The organism is Kutzneria sp. 744, assembly GCF_000568255.1.
GTDB lineage: Bacteria > Actinomycetota > Actinomycetes > Mycobacteriales > Pseudonocardiaceae > Kutzneria.
Genome location: NZ_KK037166.1, coordinates 4945628 through 4948556 on the forward strand (window position 1 = coordinate 4945628; position 2929 = coordinate 4948556).

A 2929-nucleotide genomic window follows, 5' to 3' on the forward strand; every position below is an offset into this window, starting at 1 on the left:
CGTCGTCCGGACGACGACGAGTACTGAGACCTGACACGAAAAGCGCCCTTCGTCGCGTTAATGGCAACGAAGGGCGCTTTTCGTGTCAGAGGTCTGGTTCTCAGTGTTCGCGGGGCACCGGTCACGAGGGGCCGAGCCGCGACGCCGAAGGCGGCGCCGTCAAACAAGGTCCTTGCGGAGCTCCCGCGGCAGCGCGAAGGCGATCTTCTCGTTGGCCGTGGTGACCTCTTCGACCTCGCCCCAGCCGCGCTCGGCCAGGTACGCCAGCACCTCGTGCACGAGGATGTCCGGCACGGACGCGCCGCTGGTCACGCCGACCGTACGGACGCCGTCCAGCCACTCCTCCTTGATCTCCTTGGCGTAGTCGATCAGGTGGGAGGCCTGGGAGCCGTGCTGGAGCGCGACCTCGACCAGCCGCTTGGAGTTGGACGAGTTCTGCGACCCGACGACGATCACCAGGTCGCACTCGGGGGCCATCGCCTTGACCGCGACCTGGCGGTTCTGGGTGGCGTAGCAGATGTCGTCGCTCGGCGGCGCCTGCAGATCCGGGAAGCGCTCCTTGAGCTGCTCGACCCGGACCATGGTCTCGTCGACCGACAGCGTGGTCTGGGACAGCCAGATGACCTTGGACGGGTCACGGACCTCGACCTTGGCCACGTCCTCGGCGGTGTCCACGAGCTGCACGTGCTCGGGTGCCTCGCCGGCGGTGCCCTCGACCTCTTCGTGCCCCTCGTGGCCAATGAGCAGGATGTCGTAGTCGTCACGGGCGAAGCGCTTGGCCTCCTGGTGCACCTTGGTCACCAGCGGGCAGGTGGCGTCGATGGTGCGCAGGTTGCGCTCCGCGGCCTCCTCGTGGACGGCCGGTGACACTCCGTGCGCGGAGAACACCACGAGCGCCCCCTCGGGCACCTCGTCGGTCTCGTCCACAAAGATCGCGCCGCGGTCCTGCAGGGTCTCCACGACGTACTTGTTGTGCACGATCTCCTTGCGCACGTACACGGGGGCGCCATAGGTCTCCAGCGCCTTCTCCACGGTCACGACCGCACGGTCCACGCCCGCGCAGTAGCCGCGTGGCTTGGCGAGGAAGACGCGCTTGGGCCGGTCAGCAGCTGGGCTCGACGTGGTCATGCACCAAGGGTAGCGGCGGCCGGGCGGCCGCTCGGCGTGTGCGGCGTTCGTTTCGTCACCCGTTCGCCACGCAGAACTGTGCAGGACGGGCCGACTGGGGCAGGCTAGGCGCCATGAAGTCGTCACTGCCGCTGCCGGTGCGCATCGCAGCCGGGCTCGCGGTCACCGCGGTCGAGCAGGCACGCAAGCTCCCCGAACAGCTGACCGGGCTTCCGGTGACAGTGGTGAGCCAGGCGCTGCAGCTGTCCATGCGGGTGCAGCAGCGGGTCACCGAGCTGGCGATCAAGGGTGACGACGCGCTGGCCTCGCTGCGTCCGGTCGAGGAAACCCCCGATTGGGCGACCTTCGACGAGGACGACAACCCCGAGCCGCAGGGCCAGGACATCGATCCGTGGCTCGAGGAGGAGCGCGCGGTCTCCGAGCACGAGGACAGCGACGACAACGGCGACGACGAGATCGCCGCGCGCGGCCCGAGCGCGTTGCCGAGAGTACGACGAGCTGTCGGTGCCGCAGCTGCGGGCCCGGCTGCGACCGGCTCAGCTCTCGACGATCTGGAGCAGCTGCTAGTCCTACGAGCGCGAGCACGCCGCCCGCCCGGCCTACCAGGGCATGCTGACCAGGCGCATCGCCACCGTACGGGCCCAGGAGAACTCCGACTCGTGACCGAGCTTGCGAGGTCACCATTGAGCACAGGGACCTGGGTCGCAGACCCGCCGAGCGCTAGCGAGGTGGGCCTGTGACCGCTCCCGGTCCTCAGACCACCGCCGAGCAGCCCTGGCCGGTGCGCACGGTCACCCGCAAGATCGCCGACTGGATCAACCGGCTCGGCGCCGTCTGGGTCGAGGGGCAGGTCACCCAGGTCTCGGCCCGCCCGGGCACCGCCACCGCGTTCCTCACGCTGCGTGACACCAGCGCCGACGTGTCGATCTCCGTGACGTGCTCGACGCAGCTGGTCCGCGGCATGGAGCCGCCGCTGACCGACGGCAGCCGCGTAGTGGTGCACGGCAAGCCCAGCTACTACACCGGCCGCGGCACGTTGAGCCTGCGCGTGGACGAGATCCGCGCGGTCGGCATCGGCGAGCTGCTGGCCCGCATCGAACGCCTGCGCCGCCTGCTGGCCGCCGAGGGCCTGTTCGACCCGCGCCGCAAGCGGCCGCTGCCGTTCCTGCCGCGGACCATCGGCCTGATCACCGGGCGGGCCTCGGCCGCCGAGCGGGACGTGCTGACCAACGCCCGCGGCCGCTGGCCGGGGGCACACTTTCGGGTGATCAACGTGGCCGTGCAGGGCACCACGGCCGTGCCGCAGGTGATGACCGCGCTGAAGACCCTGGACGCCGATCCGGACGTGGACGTCATCGTGATCGCGCGCGGCGGCGGCAGCGTCGAGGACCTGCTGCCGTTCTCCGACGAGACGCTGTGCCGGGCGGTGTCGGCCTGCGGCACGCCGGTGATCAGCGCCATCGGCCACGAGCCCGACACCCCGCTGCTGGATCACGTCGCCGACCTGCGCTGTTCCACGCCGACCGACGCCGGCAAGCGGGTCGTGCCCGATGTCGCCGAGGAGACGCAGCGCATCCGCCAGCTGCGCGACCGCACCCGGCGGGCCCTGCACGGCTGGGTGGACCGCGAGCGGCGGCTGCTGGACGCGCTGCGCAGCCGTCCGGTGCTGGCCGATCCGCTCACGCCGCTGCGACGCCGGTCCGACGAGGTGAACGCGCTGCGTGACCGGGGCCGTAGGGAGATCAAATCCCTGGTCGGGACCGAGGAACGTGCCCAATCCGCCATCCGCGCACGCTTGACG

Annotated in this window: 2 protein-coding genes and 1 pseudogene; 2 read left to right on the forward strand and 1 reads right to left on the reverse strand. The window is 70.5% G+C overall.

The genetic code is table 11. The features are described 5' to 3' along the window. Window positions 1–159 precede the first annotated feature (159 nt). Entirely contained in the window at window positions 160–1128 is a 969-nt protein-coding gene (locus KUTG_RS22005) for a 4-hydroxy-3-methylbut-2-enyl diphosphate reductase (protein ID WP_043719187.1), read from the reverse strand. A gap of 113 nt (window positions 1129–1241) precedes the next feature. Between KUTG_RS22005 and KUTG_RS22010 the strand changes: the two are divergent. Together KUTG_RS22010 and xseA are read left to right on the forward strand one after the other, a co-directional pair. Next, window positions 1242–1791, forward strand: a pseudogene (locus KUTG_RS22010) (lipid droplet-associated protein). A 73-nt stretch (window positions 1792–1864) separates the two neighbouring features. After that, window positions 1865–2929: exodeoxyribonuclease VII large subunit (xseA, locus tag KUTG_RS22015; RefSeq protein WP_043719190.1), on the forward strand; the 1065-nt coding region annotated here is incomplete at its 3' end.

Coding starts and splice junctions, on each gene's coding strand:
- KUTG_RS22005 (WP_043719187.1), bottom strand. CDS start 1,128: ATGACCACGTCGAGCCCAGCTGCTGACCGGCCCAAGCGCGTCTTCCTC.